This is a genomic window from Paraburkholderia ginsengisoli NBRC 100965 (assembly GCF_000739735.1).
GTDB classification, from domain to species: Bacteria; Pseudomonadota; Gammaproteobacteria; order Burkholderiales; family Burkholderiaceae; genus Paraburkholderia; species Paraburkholderia ginsengisoli.
Genome location: NZ_BBJF01000003.1, coordinates 348,429 through 367,535 on the forward strand (window position 1 = coordinate 348,429; position 19,107 = coordinate 367,535).

Genomic DNA, 19,107 nt, shown 5'->3' on the forward strand with positions numbered 1-19,107 from the left:
ATATGTTTCGAAAAATTCTGGTTACCGCGGCCATGCTCGCCGCATTCGGCCACGCATATGCGGCGGTCGACGTCAACACGGCTAACGAGGATGCGCTGCGCGGCATCAAGGGCATCGGTCCTGCCAAAGCGAAAGCCATTCTCGACGAGCGCGCAGCGCATGGTCCGTTCAAGGACCCGGCCGATCTCGGCAAGCGTGTCAAAGGCATGGGCGGGCATACCGTCGAGCGCCTGCAGGCGGAGGGTCTCGCTGTCGGTCCGGCTGGCGCGGCTGCTAACACGCAGGTTGCGACGGCTGCACCGACCAAAGGCGCGGCCGCTTCGGCCGACGCGTCCAAAAGCAATCCCGCAGTGGCGGTAAAGAAATAACCTGACGCGAGCCGTGCGCGCGGGTAGTTCACTGCGCGCGGTTCGCAGCCGTCGTTCCCCCTTCATGGTCGGAGTGAAAAGAGGACTCCTTCAGCTGTCATGCAAATGACTGGCTCCCGCGGCTTCCCGCCGCGGGCTTTTTGCGTGGTGGACGCGCGGCTCGTGTTGCGCTTTCAGTGCGTCGACTGGCTTCGCAAACACACGCCGATCATCGCGTGCACCCATGCCGATAGAAGGGCCGCGCGGCAACGGCGGGCACGGTGGTTTAGAATCGATGGATTGAAGACTCCGCGCATCGACAGCACCAGAACCGATATGGCTTACAAAACGATTGAAGATACGATCGGCAATACGCCGCTCGTGCAACTCGTCCGGCTTCCCGACGACGAGATCCGCAGCCGCAATAACGTGATTCTCGCGAAGCTCGAGGGCAACAATCCCGCGGGGTCGGTGAAGGATCGCCCGGCCTTGTCGATGATCAAGAAAGCGGAAGCGCGCGGCCGCATCAAGCCGGGCGACACGCTGATCGAATCCACCAGCGGCAACACCGGCATCGCGCTCGCGATGGCCGCGGCGATCCGTGGCTACAAGATGGTCCTGATCATGCCGGAAGATCTGTCGGTGGAACGCCGGCAGAGCATGGCGGCGTACGGCGCGCAGATCGTTCTGACGCCCGTCACCGGCGGCATGGAGTACGCGCGCGATCTGGCCGAGCAGATGCAGCGCGAAGGTAAAGGCATCATCCTCGACCAGTTCGCGAACCCGGACAATCCGGCTGCGCACGTCGAAGGCACGGGCCCGGAAATCTGGCTCGACACCGAAGGGCGTATCACGCACTTCGTGTCGTCGATGGGCACGACCGGTACGATCATGGGCGTGTCCAGTTATCTGAAAACGCAGAATCAGGCGATCGAGATCATCGGCGCGCAACCGGAAGAAGGCTCGCGCATTCCGGGCATCCGCAAATGGCCGGAGGCCTATCTGCCGAAAATTTTCGACCGCAGCCGTGTAGACCGCGTCGAGAACGTGAGCCAGGCCGCCGCCGAAGCAATGGCGCGTCGCATGGCATCGGTCGAAGGCATCTTCGCGGGCATCTCATCGGGCGGCGCATGCGAAGTGGCGCTGCGTATCGCGCGCCAGGTCGAGAACGCGACGATCGTGTTCATCGTCTGCGATCGTGGCGACCGGTATCTGTCGACCGGGGTGTTCCCCGCGTAAGTGTGCGTCGTCACGCGACGAGCCCACATGAAAAAGCGCCGGTCGAGCCGGCGCTTTTTTTATGTCATGGCATGTGAGGCGCCCGTGGCACCCGCCACGGCATCTATTGCGAATTCCCGCTCGACGGCGCCGCGCCGTTGACGTCATTGCTACCATTGGCACCACCGCCACCGTTCACGCCATTGGCGGCGTCGCTGGCTTCCATCTGCGCCTTGACCTTCTGACCCAACTGATACACCGCGAGCGCATAGAAGAAGCTGCGGTTATAGCGTGTCAACACGTAGAAGTTCTTCAGGCCCAGCTTGAACTCGGTGCCGCGTCCCGGCGACGGCAGGTCGACCACCGTCACCGGCGTGCCGGCTTCCGCCGCGATATCCACGCCCGGTTCGTTCAGCAACAGACCGGCGCGCAGCAACTGGCTGAGCGGCCAGTGCGGCTCAGGCTGGCCGTCGGCGGCGGCTTGCGCGACGCCGAGGCTGCCGGCGTCCGAGCCGATCCGCCACACCACCGGCCGGCCGTTTTCCCAACCGTTCTGACGCAGATAATTCGCCACGCTGCCAATCGCATCCGCCGGGCTCGTGCGCAAATCGATCCGCTTGTTGCCGTCGTAATTCACCGCGTATTGCACGATGCTGCTCGGCAGGAACTGCGGAATGCCGATCGCGCCCGTGTACGATCCGAGCACCGTGCTCGGATCGATCTGCGCGTCGCGAGTCCACACCAGATAGTCCGCGAGATTCTTGCGGAACGTCGCCTGACGATCCGTGCGATTGACGGTGTTCGGGTAGTCGAAGGTGAGCGTGGTCAGCGCGTCGAGCACGCGGAAGTTGCCCATGTAGCGGCCGTAAATCGTCTCCACGCCGATGATGCCGACGATCACCTCCGGCGGCACGCCGAACTCTTCATAAGCGCGTTGCAGCGTCGCCTGGTTCTCGCGCCAGAAGCGCACGCCGGCGTTGATGCGGACCGGGTCGAGAAAGCGCGATTGATACACGCGCCAGTTCTTCACCGTCGGCGAAGGCGACGGCGTCACCAGCTTGACCGCGGTCGCCGAATAGCTGACGCCGGCAAAAAGCGCATGCAGCGCCGCTTCGTCGAAGTCGTAGCGCGCGACCATGTCGTTGATGAACGCGTCGACGTTCGCGTTGTTCGCGTAACGCTGCGGAATGATCTCTTCTTCAAACGTTTGCCCTTGCGGTACGGCCGATTGCGGTTGGCTTTGCGCGATCAGCACCGGCGGCTTTTTGGCGGCGCTTTGCGCGACTGCCGGACTGGTTGCCATGAACATGCACGATGCGACGGACAGTGAGGCGGCCAGCGTGCTGAGGTGAAGCCGGTTTCGTGCGAACAGGGCAAGCTTGACGGTCATAGTGGGCAAGGAGCGCAGTGTGCGGGAGCGGGAAAAAAGGTTCGGGGCAGTATACCCGACGCCTTCTGCAAAACCGTGTTGAACGCGACACAGCGGCGTCGTGTGGTAACTTGACGAATGTTGGCGCGCCGCAAGGGTGTGCGCCCCTGGAAGGAGACACGCTGCGCGCGCGTCGAAGGCGCCGCGTCGCAGAAGAAAATCATGGCAACAGGCTTCTATTCTCACGCCGACTGTCTGCTGCACGACATGGGGCAATGGCATCCCGAATGTCCCGCGCGCCTGCAGGCGATCGAAGATCAACTGATCGCGAGCCGCATCGACTCGCTGATCGAGCGCGAGTCGGCGCCGCTCGCCGACGAAGCCGCGTTGCTGCGCGTGCATACGCAAGCGCATGTCGACTACATCCGCGGCCGTTCGCCCGTCGAAGGCATCGCCGAAATCGATCCCGATACGACGATGAACCCGCACACCTGGCAAGCCGCGTTGCGCGCGGCGGGCGCCGCGGTGGCCGCGACCGACGCGGTGATCGAAGGCCGTTACGACAACGCGTTCTGCAGCGTGCGCCCGCCCGGCCACCATGCGGAGCCGGCACGCGCGATGGGCTTCTGCTTCTTCAACAATGTCGCGATCGCCGCGCGTCATGCGCTCGACGTGCACGGCCTGCAGCGCGTCGCGATCATCGATTTCGACGTGCATCACGGCAACGGCACCGAGGCGGCTTTCTCGGGCGACCCGCGCGTGCTGATGTGCAGCATCTTCCAGCATCCGTTCTACCCGTTCACGGGCGCCGACAATCAGGCGTCCAACATGTGCAACGTGCCGATGCCGGCGCGCTCGAAGGGCATGGAAGTGCGCGAGGCGGTCGACATGCTGTGGCTGCCGCGCCTGCACGAATTCAAACCGGAGATGCTGTTCATCTCGGCCGGCTTCGACGCGCATCGCGAGGACGACCTCGGCAACATGGGCCTCGTCGAAGACGACTACGCGTGGATCACCGACCAGATGCGCGAGATCGCGAAGCGCCACGCGCGCGGACGGATCGTCAGTTGTCTCGAAGGCGGCTACAACCTGTCGGCGCTTGGCCGCAGTGTGGTTGCGCACATGCGCTCGCTGGCCGGCATCTGAACAGCCTGAGCCTGTCGCGCCATGAGGCACGGGCGGCAGCCATGCACCGCAAAGTAATGAGGAGCGAGCCATGAACGCGGACGCGCGCAGCGCTTCACTGATCGAGATCGAACACGACGCCTATGAGGTGCCGGGTGTCGTGCTGCTGACGATGAACCGGCCCGACGCGTTCAATGCGCTCTCCGAGGCGTTGCTCGACGAGTTGCAGAGCGCGTTGACGGAGATTGGGCGATCGGATGCGCGTGTCGTCGTGATCGCGGGCGCGGGGCGGGCGTTCTGCGCGGGACACGATCTGAAGGAAATGCGCGCGGCGCCGTCGCTGGCTTATTACCAGCGGCTCTTCGCCCGTTGCACGAAGCTGATGATGACGATCCAGCGCTTGCCGCAACCGGTGATCGCGCGGGTGCAAGGCATTGCGACGGCGGCCGGCTGTCAACTGGTGGCGATGTGCGATCTGGCGGTCGCGGCGGACTCCGCGCGTTTCGCGGTGTCGGGCGTGAACCTCGGGCTCTTTTGCGCGACGCCTTCGGTGCCGTTATCGCGCAACCTGTCGCGCAAGGCGGCGCTCGAAATGCTGCTCACCGGCGAGTTTATCGATGCCGCCGAAGCGAAGCAGCAGGGCCTCGTGAACCGCGTCGTCCCCGCCGATGCGCTCGACGCCGAGCTCGCGCGGCTTGCCGCCAGCATCTGCGCGAAGCCGGTCGAAGCGGTGAGCGCCGGCAAGGGGCTGTTCTATCGGCAGCTCGAAATGGGTATCGAGGCGGCTTACCAACTGGCCGGCCAGACGATGGCCTGCAACATGATGGATGATTCGGCGCTCGAAGGCGTGCAGGCGTTCATCGAGAAACGCGCGCCGGAGTGGAAACGGTAGGCGGAGGCCAAAGGGGCGAGGTCGCCGGCGGCCCGCCATGATCGGCGCGCGCGGTGGGCTGCGGCCCGCGTCCTCGCGAGCCACACATCAGGTCGCAATCCGCAATCCCTGGCGGCCGAATGAAATCCGCGCTTCGCACGCGCGGCTCGGACTCAACGTCCTACGATCCGCTTCTCGATCCAATCGATCAGCGCCGCAATCACCCGGTCGCGGTCGACATCGTTCATCGTCTCGTGATAGCTGCCTTCGTGCAGCGTGAGCGTCTTATCCGGCGACCCCGCGTGCTGGCCGAAGGCGCGACTGCCTTCGGGCTCGGTGAGCTTGTCGGCGGTGCCGTGATACACCAGCAGCGGCATGCGCAAACCCGCCCGGCCGCGTTCGATCCGCGCCATCGCCAGTAGCAGTTCCGCGCCGGTACGCGCGGGAATCGCGCCGTGATGCACGAGCGGATCGTTGCGATTGGCGTTCACCACCGGCTGAAGACGCGACAGCAACGCGGCATCGACCTTCATGGCCGGGAAACCCGGATAGACACGGCTGATCACTTGGCTCAGCGCCAGCATCCAGCGCGGCACGTCGCGCCCTGGTGCGAGCGCGGGGCTAGACAGGATCAGACCGTTCAACCGGCGGCCGCTCGCGTCGAGGCGCTCGATCGCGTACAACGCGGCCACCGCGCCGCCCATGCTGTGGCCCATCAGGAAGAGCGGTGCGCAGCTTTGCGCGGCGGCGTCGAGCAATGCCTGCGCGTCGAGCAGATAGTCGTCGAAACGCTTCACATAGGCCCGCTTGCCGGGCGCGTGTCCGTGGCCGCGCAAGTCGATCGCGACGAGTTCGATGCCCGCGCCGTTCAATCGCCCGGCCAGCGCGGCGTAGCGGCCCGCGTGCTCGGCCAGTCCGTGCAGTAGCGCGACGGTCGCACGCGTCGGCCCGGCGGCTGGCCAGCGGTAGAGCGGCAAAGTCACGCCGTCGGCGGTCGTGACCGATGCGCGCTGCGGCCCGCCGGCGCTCCGGTTGCCCGCGCTCGCGCGCACATTGTTGTTTTGGGATGTTTCCATGGCTGCGGCCTGTCCTGATCTGGTGTCGCCCGATCATAGTCGCAGCGCCGCCCGGCGCGCGCGACTAATCGCGTCACATATTCCTCTAATGCTCTGAGGTTATGAAAAGATCGTAATTGATTATTAAAGGGAATGTCGGCGCTGCGGTAGAATTGCGGCCTCAAATCCCAATAAAAGCAACGGCGGCCGCTTGTCGGGAGCGCACAACGCTCGGACAGAGTCCGCCGTTTCGTTTTTCCATGATCGAAATACGCAATGTTTCCCAGCGGTTCGCCGGGCCCCGGGGCTGGGTCGAGGCGCTGCACAACGTCAATCTGTCGATTCCGGCGGGCGAGGTGTTCGGCATCATCGGCCGCAGCGGCGCGGGCAAGAGTACGCTCGTGCGCACGCTCAACCTGCTGACGCGCCCGTCCGAAGGCAATATCGTCGTCGCCGGTCGCGATCTGACCACGCTGCCCGCCGCGCAATTGCGCGAGGCGCGCCGCGAGATCGGCATGATCTTCCAGCATTTCAACCTGCTGTCGTCGCGCACCGTGTACGGCAACGTCGCGTTGCCGCTCGAACTCGCCGGCATGAAGCGCGACGAGATCGAGGCGAACGTGCTGCCGCTGCTCGAACTGGTCGGGCTGTCGGCGCAGAAGGACCGCTATCCGGCGCAGATCAGCGGCGGCCAGAAGCAGCGCGTGGGCATTGCGCGCGCGCTCGCGAGCAAGCCGAAGGTGCTGCTCTCCGATGAAGCGACCTCCGCGCTCGACCCCGAAACCACGCGGGCGATTCTCGATCTGCTCAAGCGCATCAATCGCGAACTGAACCTGACGATCGTGCTGATTACGCACCAGATGGACGTGATCAAGCAGGTCTGCGACCGCGTCGCGGTACTGGACGCGGGCCGCGTGGTCGAAGAGGGCAAGGTGATCGACGTGTTCCTGCAGCCGCATCATGAAGTCACGCGCGCGCTGATCGGCGACGTGATTGCGCAGGAACTGCCGCCGGCGATGAAGGCGCGCGTCGCAGAGCGTCTGAAGACCGGCAGCGGCCATTTGCTGCGGCTCGCGTTCACGGGCTCGGGCGTCGACCAGCCGATCCTGTCGGAAACGATTCGCCGCTACGAACTCGACTTCAACATCCTGCACGGCCAGATCGACGAGATCCAGGGGCAGGCGTTCGGCTCGCTCGCAGTGCTCGCGGGCGGCGAACCGGCGAAGGTGGCGCAGGCGCTCACGTATCTGCGCGAACAGGGTGTGGTGGTGGAGGAGCTCTCGCATGTTGAGTGAAATGTTCGATATGTTCGTCCAGTCGTTCTGGGAAACGCTCGTGATGGTGGGCATTTCCGGACTGGTCGGCGCATTGGTGGGGTTGCCGCTCGGCGTGCTGCTGTATCTGACGGACCGTCAGGGCGTGCTGGAAAACGTCGGCGTGAATCGCGTGATGGGCGTGATCGTCAACGCGGTCCGTTCGACGCCGTTCATCATCCTGCTGGTCGCCGTGATTCCGTTCACGCGCCTCGTGGTGGGATCGTCGATCGGTACGGCGGCGGCTATCGTGCCGCTGACGATTGCCGCCGCGCCGTTCATCGCGCGGCTGGTCGAAACCGCGCTGCGCGAGGTGGATCGCGGGCTGATCGAAGCGGCGCAGGCGATGGGCGCGACCACTTCACAGATCGTCTTCAAGGTGCTGCTGCCGGAATCGCTGCCGGGCGTGGTCGCCGGCTTGACGATCACCTTCGTGTCGCTAGTCGGCTATTCGGCGATGGCGGGCGCGATCGGCGGCGGCGGGCTCGGCGACCTCGGTATTCGCTACGGCTATCAGCGGTTCCTGCCGGAAGTGATGCTGACGGTCGTGGTGATCCTGATCGTGTTCGTGCAGTTGGTGCAGTCGTTCGGGGATTGGCTCGTGCGTCGTTTGAGCCATAAATAAATACGGGTCGTCGCAACCCGCTAACAGAGTCGGTAGATTGGAAAGGTCCATCATGCAACGTCGTTTCATTCTCAAGCTTGCCGCCACGCTCGGCGCCGCGTCGCTGTTCGCCACCGCGGCTCACGCGGAGGACAACATCAAGGTCGGCGTGACCGGCGGTCCGCATGCGCAGATCATGGAAGTCGTGAAGACGGTCGCGGCGAAGAACGGCCTGAACATCAAGGTCATTGAATTCTCCGACTACGTGCAGCCGAACGCGGCGCTCGCGGGTGGCGATCTGGACGCGAACAGCTACCAGCACGACCCGTACTTGCAGGCGCAGGTGAAAGATCGCGGCTACAAGCTGATCCGGATCGCGGACACGGTCACGTATCCGATGGGGATCTACTCGAAGAAGGTGAAGACGCTCGCCGAGCTGCAACCGGGCGCGAAGATCGCCGTGCCGAACGATCCGACCAACGGCGGCCGCGCAATGTTGCTGCTGCAAAAACAGGGTCTGCTGAAGCTGCGTACCGATGCGGGTCTGAAGGCGACGCCGCTCGACATCGTCGAGAACCCGAAGAAGCTGAAGATCGTCGAACTCGACGCGGCGCAAATCCCGCGCTCGCTGAACGACGTCGACGCCGCCGCGATCAATACCAACTTCGCGATGGAAGCCGGCCTGAAGCCGAAGCAGGATGCGATCGCGGTCGAGGATCCGAAAGGTCCCTACGTGAACATCATCGCGATCCGCGAGGCCGACCGGAACAAGCCGTGGGTTGCCAAACTGGTCGCGGCGTATCATTCGCCGGAAGTGAAGCAATTTGTCGACAGCAAATTCGGCGGGTCGGTGATCACCGCCTGGTGAGCGAGCGGCCTGCAGATATGGCAAGACACGACGGCAATGACGAATTAGACGCGTAAGTGAGAACCCGGGGTTGTCGCCCGGGTTTTTTCGAGATTAAAATAGAACGATCGTTCGATATTGCCGTCACGCCACTGAGGAGCGATATCCTCCTGCTAGAGCGCCCGCGACTACGGGCTGTCCTGAGGGCAGTCGTTATAATGTTCGTTGGGTTGACGTATTCGTAACTTTGGAGCGTGTGCATGAAAATCCTGGTGCCAGTCAAGAGAGTGGTCGATTACAACGTGAAAGTCCGGGTCAAGTCGGACGGCACGGGCGTCGACATCGCGAACGTGAAGATGTCGATGAATCCGTTCGATGAAATCGCGGTGGAAGAAGCCGTGCGATTGAGGGAAGCGGGTGTGGCGACCGAAGTGATCGCCGTGTCGGCCGGCGTTGCGCAAGCGCAGGAAACGCTGCGTACGGCGCTCGCGATCGGCGCCGATCGCGCGATCCTGATCGAATCGAATGAAGAACTGCAGCCGCTGGCAGTGGCGAAGCTGCTGAAGGCGCTGGTCGATAAGGAACAGCCGCAACTGATCATTCTCGGCAAGCAGGCCATCGACGACGATTCGAATCAGACCGGCCAGATGCTTGCTGCGTTGGCTAATCTGCCGCAAGCAACGTTTGCGTCGAAGGTTGTCGTGGCCGATGGCAAGGCGACCGTGTCGCGCGAAGTGGATGGCGGTGCCGAAACGCTGTCGTTGACGCTGCCGGCCGTAATCACCACCGACCTCCGCCTGAACGAGCCGCGCTACGTGACGCTGCCCAACATCATGAAGGCGAAGAAGAAGCCGCTGGAAGTGATCAAGCCGGAAGACCTCGGCGTGGACGTCACGCCGCGCCTGAAGACGCTGAAAGTCGCCGAGCCGCCGAAGCGCTCCGCCGGTGTGAAGGTGCCGGACGTGAAGACGCTGGTCGAGAAGCTGAAGACTGAAGCCAAGGTGCTGTGAGGAGACGGACGAAATGACGAATCTGGTAATTGCAGAACACGACAACGCGTCGATCAAGGCCGCGACGCTGAACACGATCGCGGCAGCGCAGAAGATTGGCGGCGATATTCACGTGCTGGTCGCGGGTCACAACGCGCAGGCTGCGGCCGATGCGGCGGCGAAGATCGCAGGCGTTAGCAAGGTGTTGCTGGCCGACGCGCCGCAACTCGAAGCGGGCCTCGCGGAGAACGTCGAAGCGACGGTGCTGAACATCGCGAAGGACTACTCGCACATCCTGGCGCCGGCGACCGCTTACGGCAAGAACATCACGCCGCGTATCGCGGCGAAGCTCGACGTCGCGCAGATCAGCGACATCACCGCGGTGGATTCGGCCGACACGTTCGAGCGTCCGATCTACGCGGGCAATGCCATCGCAACGGTGCAAGCTCAAGATCCGATCAAGGTCATCACGGTGCGTTCGACCGGCTTCGATGCAGTGGCAGCCGAAGGCGGCAACGCGACGGTGGAAAAAATCTCAGCCGCCGCAGACTCGGGCATCTCGCAGTTCGTTAGCCGTGAAGTGACGAAGCTGGACCGTCCGGAACTGACGTCGGCGAAGATCATCGTCTCGGGTGGTCGCGGTCTGGGCAACGGCGAGAACTACACGAAGGTCCTCGAACCGCTGGCCGACAAGCTGAACGCGGCGCTCGGCGCATCGCGTGCGGCTGTCGACGCGGGCTTCGTGCCGAACGATTATCAGGTCGGCCAGACCGGCAAGATCGTCGCGCCGCAACTGTACGTGGCCGTCGGCATCTCGGGTGCGATCCAGCATCTGGCCGGGATGAAGGACTCGAAGGTGATCGTCGCGATCAACAAGGACCCGGAAGCGCCGATTTTCAGCGTCGCCGATTACGGTCTCGTGGGCGATCTGTTCACCGTCGTGCCGGAACTGGTTAGCGAACTCGGCTAATTGCCGCAGCGCCGGAGAAAAGGCGTTTGGCAGCACACGAAGGGCGCGGGACCGATCAAGTCCAGCGCCCTTTTTTTATCAAGACAGGAGGAGAACCAAAATGAGCTACACGGCGCCCATCAAGGACATGCTGTTCGTGATGAAAGAACTGGCCGGTCTTGAAGACATCGCGACGCTGCCGGGCTTCGAGGACGCGAATCTCGACACGGCTCAGGCCGTGCTCGACGAATCGGCGAAACTGTGCGGTGAAGTGCTCGCGCCGCTGAACGTCGAAGGCGATCGCAATCCGAGCAGCTGGAACGATGGTGTCGTCACCGCGACACCAGGCTTCAGGGAAGCCTTCCGCCAGTTCGGTGCAGGTGGCTGGCAGGGTGTCCAACATCCCGTCGAATACGACGGCCAGGGCTTGCCGAAGCTGATCGCGACGGCTTGCGTCGAAATGCTCAACGCGTCGAACCTGTCGTTCGCGTTGTGTCCGCTGCTGACCGACGGCGCGATCGAAGCGCTGCTCACGGCCGGCACCGAAGCGCAAAAGCAGACGTATGTGCCGAAGCTCATTTCCGGCGAATGGACCGGCACGATGAACCTGACCGAGCCGCAGGCCGGCTCCGATCTCGCGCTGGTGCGCACGCGCGCCGAGCCGCAGGGCGACGGTTCGTTCAAGCTGTTCGGCACGAAGATCTTCATCACGTGGGGCGAGCATGACATGGCGAAGAACATCGCCCATCTCGTGCTGGCGCGCACGCCGAACGCACCCGAAGGCGTGAAAGGCATCTCGCTGTTCATCGTGCCGAAGTTTCTCGTCAACGAAGACGGGTCGCCCGGCGAGCGCAACGACGTGCGTTGCGTGTCGATCGAGCACAAGCTCGGCATCAAGGCGAGCCCGACCGCTGTCTTGCAGTTCGGCGATCAAGGCGGCGCGATCGGCCACCTGATCGGCGAAGAAAATCGCGGGCTCGAATACATGTTCATCATGATGAACGCGGCGCGTTTCGCGGTGGGCATGCAGGGCGTCGGCATATCGGATCGCGCGTATCAGAAGGCTGTCGCGTATGCGAAGGATCGCGTGCAAAGCCGCCCGGTGGATGGCTCCGCGAAACAGTCGGTGGCGATCATCCAGCACCCGGACGTACGCCGCATGCTCGCGACGATGCGCGGCCTGACTGAAGCGTCGCGTGCGCTTGCGTATGTTGCCGCCGCGCATTGCGACATCGCGCATCGTCATCCGGACGAAGCGACGCGGGCCGAGCATCAGGCGCTCTACGAATTCCTCGTGCCGATCGTGAAGGGCTGGAGCACGGAACTGTCGATCGACGTGACGAGCCTCGGCGTGCAGGTGCATGGCGGCATGGGCTTCATCGAGGAAACCGGCGCCGCCCAGTACTATCGTGACGCACGCATTCTGCCGATCTACGAAGGCACGACCGCGATTCAGGCCAACGATCTGATCGGTCGCAAGACGGTGCGCGACGGCGGCAAGGTGGCGAAGTCGCTGCTCGCCGATATCGCTGCAACGATCGAAGCGCTGGGCTCGCAACAAGGCCCGGCGTTCGACTCGATGAAGAAGTATCTGGCGCAGGGTCATCGTTCGCTGGGCGCGGCGGTCGATTTCGTTCTCGCGAATACGAAGGGCGATCCGAACGCGGTGTTCGCCGGCAGCGTGCCGTATCTCAAGCTCGCGGGCATCGTGCTGGGCGGCTGGCAGATGGCGCGTGCGCTGCTCGTCGCGGCCGGAAAGCGCGATGAAGATCCGTCGTTCTACGGCGCGAAGATCGCGACCGCGCAGTTCTATGCCGAGCATGTGCTGCCGCAGGCGTCGGCGCTCGAAGCGTCGATTACCAGTGCGAAGGGCGGGGAGAGCGTGCTGGCTTTGTCCGACGATCAGTTCTGATGCAACGCTCGCGGCGGGTTGCTGCGGCCTGAAAAAACAAAGGGCGCCTTGTGAGGCGCCCTTTGTTTTTGTTGCAGCGGTCTGCGCGATGATCGATCGGCGCAACCGCTTGCCGGATATCAGGCGCACTGCGCCCGGTGTCCGGTTTCAAGATCGAACTCAGGCATACGCTGGCCGATGCGCGCCGCCGGTCTCGCCGAGATAGCGATGCACCGACAGGTCGTCCGCCTTGATGGCCGGTTGCTTGCCCGACATCACGTCGGCCAGCAACTGGCCCGAGCCGCATGACATGGTCCAGCCCAAGGTGCCGTGGCCCGTGTTCAGGAACAGGTTCGCCACCGGCGTGCGGCCGACGATCGGCGTGCCGTCCGGCGTCATCGGACGCAGGCCGGTCCAGAACGTGGCCTTCGATGTATCGCCACCGCCGGGGAACAGATCGTTCACGCACAGTTCCAGCGTGGCGCGGCGAGCTTCGCGCAACGACTTGTCGAAACCGACGATCTCCGCCATCCCGCCGACGCGAATCCGGTCGTCGAAACGCGTGATCGCGATCTTGTAGGTCTCGTCGAGTACCGTGGAAACGGGTGCGGCCGCTTCGTCGACGATCGGCGCGGTGATCGAATAGCCCTTGAGCGGGTAGACCGGAATCTTGACCAGGCCCGATAGGAACCGGGTCGAGTACGAACCCAGCGCGACGACGAACGAATCCGCACGCACCAGCTCACCGCCGCATTGGACGCCGGCGACCCGGTCGCCCGCCATCGCGAGCGCATCGATCGGCGTGTTGTAGCGGAACTGGACGCCCAACTGCTCGGCCAGCGCGGCGAGGCGCGTGGTGAACATCTGGCAGTCGCCGGTTTCGTCGCCTGGCAGGCGCAGGCCGCCGGTCAGCTTGTGCGAGACCGCGGCGAGCGCCGGCTCGGCTTGCGCGAGTTCCGCTGACGACAGCAGCTCGTACGGCACGTTGGCTTCGCGCAGCACGGCGATGTCTTTCGCGGCGCCGTCGAATTGCTGCTGCGTGCGGAACACCTGCAGCGTGCCGCCGGTGCGGCCTTCGTACTGGATGCCGGTTTCGGCGCGCAGCGCTTGCAGGCAGTCGCGGCTGTATTCGGCGAGGCGGACCATCCGGCCCTTGTTCACCGCATAGCGCGACGTCGTGCAGTTTTGCAGCATTTGCCACATCCATTGCAACTGGAATTGCGTGCCGTCGAGGCGGATCGCGAGCGGCGCGTGTTTCTGGAACATCCATTTGACGGCCTTCAGCGGCACGCCGGGCGCAGCCCAAGGCGACGCGTAACCCGGCGAGATCTGGCCGGCATTGGCAAAACTGGTTTCGAGCGCCGGGCCGGCCTCACGGTCGATCACGGTCACTTCATGACCAGCGCGCGCCAGGTAATACGCGGTCGTCACCCCGACGACGCCACTGCCCAAAACGACGACTCGCATAGCTGCTCCAGGAAATTCAGAAGAGGTTGGAGGCCGCGCGCTCGTCGATTCGTTTGATTTCATTCGATTAACGAGGTGTAACGCGGACCGCCCAGTGTTAACCGCTATACTATTAACAGTCAGGTAGGTTTTGTTATTGTATTTTCAGAATTTTCAGCAAAAACATCATGCGTACACAGCGCCAACCGGTCCGGGCTCTCGACAAACTCGATCGCAAGATCCTGCGGCTGTTGCAGGAGGATGGCCGGATGGCGATGAAGGACCTGTCGGAACAGGTCGGGCTGTCGGTGACGCCGTGCATCGAGCGCGTCAAGCGGATGGAGCGCGACGGCGTGATCACCGGCTACCACGCGCGCGTGAACCCGGCTGAGCTGGGCGCGGCGCTGCTCGTGTTCGTCGAGATCACGCTGGATCACAAAAGCGGCAACATGTTCGACCAGTTCCGGCGCGAGGTGCAGAAGATTCCCGAGGTGCTGGAGTGCCATCTCGTGTCTGGCGACTTCGACTATCTGATCAAGGCGCGCATCGGCGAAATGGCCGACTACCGGAAGCTGCTCGGCGACATCCTTCTGCAGCTGCCCGGCGCGGTGCAGTCGAAGAGCTACGTGGTGATGGAAGAGATCAAGGAAACGCTGACGATCGCGGTCGGCGAATAGGTGGGCGCGTCGCGGACGCAAAGTTGGGCTCGACAAACGGCGTAAACACTGTATATTCATACAGGTGTTTTGCGCCGTTTCCCGTTTTCACGTGACCTAGCCGTGGCCGATCCCGATACCCGTTCCCTTCAAGAATTTCCGATCGCGCCGCCCGCGCCTCGCAAGGGGCGGGGCGCGGTGACGAACCTGCAAGGCCGCTACGAAGTCGACCAACGCGAAGCGGTCGACGACGGCTGGCTGCCGACGCAGGGAGAGGAGGGCGATGAGCCCAAGGTCTTGCGCACGCAGGTCTTCGAGGAGCGCGCCAAGACCATCCTCACGCGCAATGCGTCTCCGGACATTCCGTTCGGCGTGTCGCTGAATCCTTATCGCGGCTGCGAACACGGTTGCATCTATTGCTTCGCGCGGCCCACGCATAGTTATCTGGGGCTGTCGCCGGGGCTCGATTTCGAAAGCCGGATCTACGCGAAGATCAATGCGCCCGAGTTGCTCGAACGGGAGCTGTCGAAGAAATCCTATGTGCCCGAGCCGATCGCACTCGGCGTCAACACGGACGCGTGGCAGCCCGCAGAGAGAGACTTGCGGCTCACGCGCCGGATAGTCGAGGTACTCAGCGAGCGCAATCAGCCGTTTGCGGCGATCACCAAATCGTCGCTGATCGAGCGGGATATCGATCTGCTCGCGCCGATGGCGGCGCGCGGGCAATTCATGGCGGCCATTACCATCACGACGCTGGACGCCGACATCGCGCGCACGCTCGAACCGCGAGCAGCCACGCCGTCGCGTCGGCTACGCACCATCCGCACCTTGAGCGAGGCGGGCATTCCGGTCGGCGTCAGCATTGCGCCGGTGATCCCGTTCGTCACCGAGCCCGACATGGAACGCGTGCTCGAGGCCTGCGCTGAAGCTGGCGCGAGCAATGCGAGCTACATCGTGTTGCGTCTGCCGTGGGAAGTAGCACCGCTGTTCAAGGATTGGCTCGCCGCGCATTTTCCCGACCGCGCAGATCGGGTGATGAGCCGCGTGCGTGACATGCGTGGCGGCAAGGACTATGACTCGTCCTTTTCCGCGCGCATGAAAGGGGAGGGGCTATGGGCGGATCTGCTCAAGCAGCGCTTCCATAACGCCGTGCGCCGGTTGGGGTTGAACCGGCGCGACCGCGGCATTCTCGATATGTCGCACTTTCGCCGGATCGAGCCGCCGCCGGCCGCGGAGCCGGCGCGCGACAATCCGCAACTGAGGCTCTTTTAGCGCGGTGCGCGGCGGTTATTGCGAGATCGCCTTGGCCGCTTCCACCTGGCTTTCGAAGTAGGTCTGAAACGACAGGGCGAGGCCGGTCATCAACAGGAATGCGCCGATCAGCAGCGAAAAGATCACGACGAACACGACGGTCCACCCGGAGCGGCTCTTGCGTTGCGTTTGCGCGTTGAACTGCGCGTCCCATCTTTGATCGGGGCGCAGCCCGTAGACGATCGCGGCGAGAAACGCGGCCAGCAGCGAGACCGCGCCGAAAAAAGCCAGCACCCAGCCGAGGATCGAAGCGCGTTCGCTCGCCACCAGCAGCATCACGCCGGGGATGCCGATCAGCGTGCCGAGCAGATGAGCCCAGCCGAAAATGTCGCGTTTGCCATACAGATAGAAACGGTGGGCGCCGAGGCTGCCCAGCAGGAATGCCAGCGCAGCGGTGAGCGTCTTGGATCTGAAGCGCGGGGAAGTCGAAACAAGGGTGGACATGTAGGCGTGGGCAGAGTGACGGGCGGTCGAAAAAGGGCGGCGCCGTTGGCGCGGACCGACGCGCATTCTACGCCCGCCGCGCGCCGCTGGTCACGTGACGCGCAGGCGGGCGGCGGCTGAACTGTCGCGGGGAGGACGGCGGCAGGGCGTCTTCGCCTCGGACATACAACCGCCCCTCGTAGGGCTCGCTGGGCTACGGCGCCGAGTACGTCACGCGATAGATCGCGCCGGCGTAATCGTCGCTGATCAGCAGAGAACCGTCGGGCAACGGCAGAACGTCGGCGGGACGGCCCCAGACGGCTTCGCCGGGTTGCAGCCAGCCTTCGGCAAAGACTTCCTGGCGCGCGTTGCTGCCGTCAGACGCGGCGATCACCCGCACGACGCGATAGCCGATTTTCTTGCTGCGATTCCACGATCCATGCTCGGCGATGAAGACATTGTTGCGATACGCGGGCGGAAACATCGAGCCGTCGTAAAAGCGCATGCCCAGCGCGGCGACGTGCGCACCGAGTTTGGCCACCGGCGGCGTAAAGGCACTACACGGATGATCCTTGCCGAATTCCGGGTCGGGCGTGTCGCCGCCATGACAATACGGGAAGCCGAAATCCATCCCGGCGCGCGGCGCGCGATTGAGCTTGTCGTTGGGCACGTCGTCGCCCAGAAGGTCGCGGCCGTTGTCGGTGAACCACATTTCGTGCGTCACCGGATGCCACGCGAACCCGACCGAGTTGCGCACCCCACGCGCCATGACTTCGTAGTGGCTGCCGTCCGGGTTCATCCGGCCGATCATCGCGAAGCGGTCGCGATCTTTCTGGCACACGTTGCAGGGCGCGCCCTGCGGCACATACAGCTTGCCGTCCGGGCCGAAGGCGATGAACTTCCAGCCGTGATGTGTCTCGTCGGGCAGCGTGTCGATCACGACGGCGGCCTTGGGCGGATCGTTGAGATGGGCGTCGATCGCATCGAAGCGCAAAATTTTCGACACCGCCGATACGTACAGCGCGCCGTCGTGCCACGCCACGCCCGCCGGCGATTCCAGGCTCGAAGCGATCACATGGCGGCCCGTGACGCGGCCGTTCTGCAGTTCGAGCGCGTAGACATGCCCGTCGAGGCTGCCTATATAGAGGATGCCCTTCGGCGAGAGCGCCATCGCGCGCGCGCTCGGAACGGCGTCCGACAAGACTTCGATATGGAAGCCTGGCGGCAATTTGATGCGCTCGACCGGTGGCGCGGCGGCTGCCGACAACGTCTGGCCGGCGAGGGCAGCCGCTGCCGCGTAACGCAGCGCCCGGCTTCGCAGGCCGCGAGCGAGACCGGCAAACCACACGAGGACGAGAAAAAACGCGGGCAGAAACGCAGTCGGCGGCAAGAGTTTCACAGGCTCTCCGTCAGGTAATTCGGGCGTTCGGGCGTGATCCGGGGGGGCGGTTTGAATGGCCGGCGCCGCCCCGCTACTCAGTTTATCCCGGTAAGTGTTTGTTATGGCGTCGGTTTCCCGCTATAATCGCGTGTTTCAGTCGTTCCGAACCCCGGTTTTCAAGGATTCTAGTATGGTCATCATCCGCTTGGCTCGTGGCGGCTCCAAGAAGCGCCCGTTCTACAACATCGTCGCAACCGATTCGCGTAACCGTCGTGACGGCCGCTTCATCGAGCGCGTTGGCTTCTACAACCCGGTCGCTACGAAGGGTGAATCCCTGCGTATCGCTCAGGATCGCCTGACGTACTGGCAAGGTGTTGGCGCGCAACTGTCGCCGACCGTCGAGCGTCTCGTGAAAGAAGCGCAAAAGGCGCAGCCGGCTGCTTAATGGTAGCTAGCATGCGTATCGTCGTCGGTTCGGCCGGCGGCTCGCGCAGCTTGCGTGAGCAGTCCGATGCGCGAGTTGTTTTACTGAAGCAGACGTCGAAGCTGGCAGCGAGGTGTTCCTATGTCCGAACGTGATTCCGGCAGTTCAGGTCGCGTGAAGGCAAAAGCGGCAGCTCCGCGCGCGAAGACGTCTGATCAGGCGCCGTTCGGTGCATTCGTCCGCAAGCCGGTCGAACGAGCCGAAGGCAAGGCGCAAGCCAATGCTGCAAAGGCTGGTTCCGCTGCGGCAGAAATGCGCGCGGAAACGGTGGAAAGCTGGCCGGCCGACGCGGTCGAGGTCGGCGCAATCGTCGACGCCTACGGCCTCAAAGGCTGGGTCAAGGTAGCCGCGCATGCGGATGCCGGGCATGGCGGCGACGCGTTGCTGAGCGCGAAGCGCTGGTGGCTGTTGAAAGGCCACGAGCGCAAATCGGCGCCGTCATTGCAGGCGAAAACGCATAGCGACAGTGTGGTTGCCCATCTGGGCGGCGTCACTGATCGCGATGTGGCGCTGGCACTGCGCGGCTCCCGCGTGTATATCAGCCGCAGCGAATTTCCGGCCCTCGACGCCGACGAATTCTACTGGGTCGATCTGCTCGGCCTGGATGTGGTGAACGTTGCCGGAGTCCATCTCGGCACGGTTGCAGACATGATCGACAACGGTGCGCACTCGGTGATGCGTATCGAATACCCGGCTACCGACAAGAACGGCAAGCTGGCGGCAGGCGAGCGTTTGATCCCGTTCGTCGGCGTCTTTGTCAAAACGGTGGACCAGGCGGCGAAGCAGATCATCGTCGACTGGGAAGCCGATTACTAAAATCTTCGCTGA

Annotated in this window: 19 protein-coding genes; 14 read left to right on the top strand and 5 right to left on the bottom strand. The window is 63.7% G+C overall.

Going from position 1 to position 19,107, the window contains the following annotated elements:
* Nucleotides 1-2 precede the first annotated feature (2 nt).
* Both BGI01S_RS02630 and cysM read left to right on the top strand, forming a co-directional pair.
* On the top strand, nucleotides 3-368 hold the full coding sequence (locus BGI01S_RS02630; RefSeq protein WP_042321894.1) for a ComEA family DNA-binding protein: 366 nt from the start codon (nucleotides 3-5) through the stop codon (nucleotides 366-368).
* A gap of 315 nt (nucleotides 369-683) precedes the next feature.
* Complete coding sequence (gene cysM, locus BGI01S_RS02635) at nucleotides 684-1,586, top strand: cysteine synthase CysM (protein WP_042321895.1); 903 nt, start codon at nucleotides 684-686, stop codon at nucleotides 1,584-1,586.
* Between the two features lie 103 nt (nucleotides 1,587-1,689).
* On the opposite strand, the gene mltB is transcribed toward cysM, so the two are convergent.
* Nucleotides 1,690-2,874 (bottom strand): lytic murein transglycosylase B, encoded by a 1,185-nt coding sequence (mltB, locus tag BGI01S_RS02640; RefSeq protein WP_042321898.1) that lies wholly within the window; start codon nucleotides 2,872-2,874, stop codon nucleotides 1,690-1,692.
* Between the two features lie 282 nt (nucleotides 2,875-3,156).
* On the opposite strand from mltB, the gene BGI01S_RS02645 reads away from it, so the two are divergent.
* The gene (locus BGI01S_RS02645) at nucleotides 3,157-4,080 is read left to right on the top strand and encodes a histone deacetylase family protein (RefSeq protein WP_042322592.1); all 924 of its coding nucleotides are present in this window, start codon (nucleotides 3,157-3,159) and stop codon (nucleotides 4,078-4,080) included.
* A 70-nt stretch (nucleotides 4,081-4,150) separates the two neighbouring features.
* Entirely contained in the window at nucleotides 4,151-4,951 is an 801-nt protein-coding gene (locus BGI01S_RS02650) for an enoyl-CoA hydratase (RefSeq protein WP_042321900.1), read from the top strand.
* Nucleotides 4,952-5,103: 152 nt separating this feature from the next.
* On the opposite strand, the gene BGI01S_RS02655 is transcribed toward BGI01S_RS02650, so the two are convergent.
* Nucleotides 5,104-6,006, bottom strand: coding sequence for an alpha/beta hydrolase (locus BGI01S_RS02655; protein ID WP_042321902.1), 903 nt, complete (start codon nucleotides 6,004-6,006; stop codon nucleotides 5,104-5,106).
* A 239-nt stretch (nucleotides 6,007-6,245) separates the two neighbouring features.
* Here BGI01S_RS02655 and BGI01S_RS02660 point away from each other — a divergent pair, with 239 nt between their 5' ends.
* The 6 genes from BGI01S_RS02660 to BGI01S_RS02685 all read left to right on the top strand — a co-directional run bounded on the left by BGI01S_RS02660 (nucleotide 6,246) and on the right by BGI01S_RS02685 (nucleotide 12,599).
* Nucleotides 6,246-7,280: a methionine ABC transporter ATP-binding protein gene (locus tag BGI01S_RS02660; RefSeq protein WP_042321905.1), complete on the top strand. Its 1,035-nt coding sequence runs from the start codon at nucleotides 6,246-6,248 to the stop codon at nucleotides 7,278-7,280.
* Nucleotides 7,270-7,923, top strand: a complete 654-nt coding sequence (locus BGI01S_RS02665; RefSeq protein WP_042321907.1) for a methionine ABC transporter permease — start codon at nucleotides 7,270-7,272, stop codon at nucleotides 7,921-7,923. The genes BGI01S_RS02660 and BGI01S_RS02665 overlap by 11 nt, the downstream gene beginning before the upstream one ends.
* A 52-nt stretch (nucleotides 7,924-7,975) precedes the next feature.
* On the top strand, nucleotides 7,976-8,770 hold the full coding sequence (locus tag BGI01S_RS02670) for a MetQ/NlpA family ABC transporter substrate-binding protein (protein WP_042321909.1): 795 nt from the start codon (nucleotides 7,976-7,978) through the stop codon (nucleotides 8,768-8,770).
* A 239-nt stretch (nucleotides 8,771-9,009) separates the two neighbouring features.
* A complete protein-coding gene (locus tag BGI01S_RS02675) occupies nucleotides 9,010-9,759 on the top strand; it encodes an electron transfer flavoprotein subunit beta/FixA family protein (RefSeq protein ID WP_042321911.1) in 750 nt (249 codons plus the stop codon).
* Between the two features lie 13 nt (nucleotides 9,760-9,772).
* Nucleotides 9,773-10,708 (top strand): electron transfer flavoprotein subunit alpha/FixB family protein, encoded by a 936-nt coding sequence (locus BGI01S_RS02680; RefSeq protein ID WP_042321914.1) that lies wholly within the window; start codon nucleotides 9,773-9,775, stop codon nucleotides 10,706-10,708.
* A 100-nt stretch (nucleotides 10,709-10,808) separates the two neighbouring features.
* On the top strand, nucleotides 10,809-12,599 hold the full coding sequence (locus BGI01S_RS02685) for an acyl-CoA dehydrogenase (RefSeq protein ID WP_042321917.1): 1,791 nt from the start codon (nucleotides 10,809-10,811) through the stop codon (nucleotides 12,597-12,599).
* Between the two features lie 159 nt (nucleotides 12,600-12,758).
* Here the strand turns inward: BGI01S_RS02685 and BGI01S_RS02690 are convergent, their stop codons facing one another.
* Nucleotides 12,759-14,108 (bottom strand): D-amino acid dehydrogenase, encoded by a 1,350-nt coding sequence (locus BGI01S_RS02690; protein WP_157004109.1) that lies wholly within the window; start codon nucleotides 14,106-14,108, stop codon nucleotides 12,759-12,761.
* 104 nt (nucleotides 14,109-14,212) lie between these two features.
* On the opposite strand from BGI01S_RS02690, the gene BGI01S_RS02695 reads away from it, so the two are divergent.
* Both BGI01S_RS02695 and BGI01S_RS02700 read left to right on the top strand, forming a co-directional pair.
* Nucleotides 14,213-14,701, top strand: coding sequence for an Lrp/AsnC ligand binding domain-containing protein (locus BGI01S_RS02695; protein ID WP_042321922.1), 489 nt, complete (start codon nucleotides 14,213-14,215; stop codon nucleotides 14,699-14,701).
* Nucleotides 14,702-14,803: 102 nt separating this feature from the next.
* Nucleotides 14,804-15,952 (top strand): PA0069 family radical SAM protein, encoded by a 1,149-nt coding sequence (locus BGI01S_RS02700; RefSeq protein ID WP_042321925.1) that lies wholly within the window; start codon nucleotides 14,804-14,806, stop codon nucleotides 15,950-15,952.
* 15 nt (nucleotides 15,953-15,967) lie between these two features.
* Here the strand turns inward: BGI01S_RS02700 and BGI01S_RS02705 are convergent, their stop codons facing one another.
* Entirely contained in the window at nucleotides 15,968-16,435 is a 468-nt protein-coding gene (locus BGI01S_RS02705) for an NINE protein (RefSeq protein ID WP_042321928.1), read from the bottom strand.
* Between the two features lie 193 nt (nucleotides 16,436-16,628).
* Nucleotides 16,629-17,813 (bottom strand): PQQ-dependent sugar dehydrogenase, encoded by a 1,185-nt coding sequence (locus BGI01S_RS02710; RefSeq protein WP_042321931.1) that lies wholly within the window; start codon nucleotides 17,811-17,813, stop codon nucleotides 16,629-16,631.
* Between the two features lie 172 nt (nucleotides 17,814-17,985).
* On the opposite strand from BGI01S_RS02710, the gene rpsP reads away from it, so the two are divergent.
* A complete protein-coding gene (rpsP, locus tag BGI01S_RS02715; protein ID WP_006050280.1) occupies nucleotides 17,986-18,240 on the top strand; it encodes a 30S ribosomal protein S16 in 255 nt (84 codons plus the stop codon).
* A gap of 120 nt (nucleotides 18,241-18,360) precedes the next feature.
* A complete protein-coding gene (rimM, locus tag BGI01S_RS02720; protein WP_042321934.1) occupies nucleotides 18,361-19,095 on the top strand; it encodes a ribosome maturation factor RimM in 735 nt (244 codons plus the stop codon).
* Nucleotides 19,096-19,107 lie beyond the last annotated feature (12 nt).

What these genes read in the sequence shown, in the direction of transcription:
- BGI01S_RS02685 (WP_042321917.1), top strand. Translation starts at nt 10,809, where the DNA reads ATGAGCTACACGGCGCCCATCAAGGACATGCTGTTCGTGATGAAAGAA.
- BGI01S_RS02705 (WP_042321928.1), bottom strand. Translation starts at nt 16,435, where the DNA reads ATGTCCACCCTTGTTTCGACTTCCCCGCGCTTCAGATCCAAGACGCTC.
- BGI01S_RS02680 (WP_042321914.1), top strand. Translation starts at nt 9,773, where the DNA reads ATGACGAATCTGGTAATTGCAGAACACGACAACGCGTCGATCAAGGCC.
- BGI01S_RS02670 (WP_042321909.1), top strand. Translation starts at nt 7,976, where the DNA reads ATGCAACGTCGTTTCATTCTCAAGCTTGCCGCCACGCTCGGCGCCGCG.
- rpsP (WP_006050280.1), top strand. Translation starts at nt 17,986, where the DNA reads ATGGTCATCATCCGCTTGGCTCGTGGCGGCTCCAAGAAGCGCCCGTTC.
- BGI01S_RS02645 (WP_042322592.1), top strand. Translation starts at nt 3,157, where the DNA reads ATGGCAACAGGCTTCTATTCTCACGCCGACTGTCTGCTGCACGACATG.
- BGI01S_RS02650 (WP_042321900.1), top strand. Translation starts at nt 4,151, where the DNA reads ATGAACGCGGACGCGCGCAGCGCTTCACTGATCGAGATCGAACACGAC.
- rimM (WP_042321934.1), top strand. Translation starts at nt 18,361, where the DNA reads ATGTCCGAACGTGATTCCGGCAGTTCAGGTCGCGTGAAGGCAAAAGCG.
- cysM (WP_042321895.1), top strand. Translation starts at nt 684, where the DNA reads ATGGCTTACAAAACGATTGAAGATACGATCGGCAATACGCCGCTCGTG.
- mltB (WP_042321898.1), bottom strand. Translation starts at nt 2,874, where the DNA reads ATGTTCATGGCAACCAGTCCGGCAGTCGCGCAAAGCGCCGCCAAAAAG.
- BGI01S_RS02660 (WP_042321905.1), top strand. Translation starts at nt 6,246, where the DNA reads ATGATCGAAATACGCAATGTTTCCCAGCGGTTCGCCGGGCCCCGGGGC.
- BGI01S_RS02695 (WP_042321922.1), top strand. Translation starts at nt 14,213, where the DNA reads ATGCGTACACAGCGCCAACCGGTCCGGGCTCTCGACAAACTCGATCGC.
- BGI01S_RS02655 (WP_042321902.1), bottom strand. Translation starts at nt 6,006, where the DNA reads ATGGAAACATCCCAAAACAACAATGTGCGCGCGAGCGCGGGCAACCGG.
- BGI01S_RS02630 (WP_042321894.1), top strand. Translation starts at nt 3, where the DNA reads ATGTTTCGAAAAATTCTGGTTACCGCGGCCATGCTCGCCGCATTCGGC.
- BGI01S_RS02675 (WP_042321911.1), top strand. Translation starts at nt 9,010, where the DNA reads ATGAAAATCCTGGTGCCAGTCAAGAGAGTGGTCGATTACAACGTGAAA.
- BGI01S_RS02665 (WP_042321907.1), top strand. Translation starts at nt 7,270, where the DNA reads ATGTTGAGTGAAATGTTCGATATGTTCGTCCAGTCGTTCTGGGAAACG.
- BGI01S_RS02690 (WP_157004109.1), bottom strand. Translation starts at nt 14,108, where the DNA reads ATGAAATCAAACGAATCGACGAGCGCGCGGCCTCCAACCTCTTCTGAA.